This window comes from Streptomyces sp. NPDC005281, assembly GCF_040607495.1.
Classification (GTDB): domain Bacteria; phylum Actinomycetota; class Actinomycetes; order Streptomycetales; family Streptomycetaceae; genus Streptomyces.
Genome location: NZ_JBEXGX010000110.1, coordinates 1 through 1,108, shown reverse-complemented (window position 1 = coordinate 1,108; position 1,108 = coordinate 1). Strand labels below are relative to the sequence as shown.

Here is a 1,108-nt window from a genome sequence, read left to right as displayed (position 1 = left end):
TGCGCCAGCGGAGCTTGGCGAGGCGGACCAGCGTGGTCATCGGCATGCTGGAGGGCAGGTCGGACAGCCAGAACTGCACCGGCTCGCTCTCACCGGCTGGCCATTCGGCCAGCAGCCAGCAGACGGGCAGCTCCGGGCCGTCGGTGTTCTGGCGGACCTCGCGGCCGGCAGGCCGGATGCGCAGGGCCACGAAGCGGGAGTACATCCGCTTCACGCCCGAGCGGCCGGTGCCGGGCCGGGAGCCCTGGCGCCACTGCACCGGCATGGCCGCCTTCCGCCCCGCCGCGATGACCAGCTCCTTCACCGACCGCGGCCGGTCGGGATACTTCGCCACCGGCGGGCGTCCGGACCCCGAGTACGGCTCGGTCACCAACGCCGCGTCAGCGGGCTGGGCCGACAGCGTGGTGGAAATCCCCACCACGTAGTTCAGGCCGCGTTCCTGCAGTCCGTGCCGGAACGCGGCGGCATCACCGTATCCGGCATCCGCGACGGCCAGCGGCACCTCCAGTCCCCAGGAGCGGGTCTCATCGAGCATGTCCAGGGCCAGCTGCCACTTCTCCACATGCCCGACGTCCTCGGGGATGCCGCAGGCTGTGCGTCGGGCGACCTTGTCCGCATCGGCTTTCGCCGAGGCGGGATCCCAGGTCTGCGGCAGAAACAGTCGCCAGTTGACGGCCGTGGAAGCGTGGTCGGACGCGAGGTGCAGCGAGACACCGACCTGGCAGTTGGTGACCTTGCCCGCGGTGCCGGTGTACTGCCGCGACACACACGCCGATGCGGTTCCGTCCTTGAGGAACCCGGTGTCGTCGAAGATGAGGGCGTCCGGTCCGATCGCCTCTTCCATCCGCCAGGCGAGCTGGGCCCGGATGTGGGCCGGATCCCAGGGGCTGGTGGTGATGAAGTTGGCCAGTGCCTGCCGGTTTCCGTCCTCCCCGAGCCGGGCGGCCATCGGCTCGACCGATTTGCGCTGCCCGTCGGTCAGCAGTCCCCGCAGATAGACCTGCCCCCACCGGCGCTGATCCTTACGCGCGAACGGTTCGAACACCTCCGCCCCGAACGCCTCCAACTCACCACGCACCACAGCAATCTCGTCCGGAGTCACACACCC

Annotated in this window: 1 protein-coding gene; it reads right to left on the bottom strand. The window is 69.9% G+C overall.

The genetic code is table 11. The features are described from left to right. A partial coding sequence (locus ABZV42_RS42280) for an IS701 family transposase (RefSeq protein WP_356057680.1) occupies positions 1 to 1,102 on the bottom strand: 1,102 nt, incomplete at its 3' end. Positions 1,103 to 1,108 lie beyond the last annotated feature (6 nt).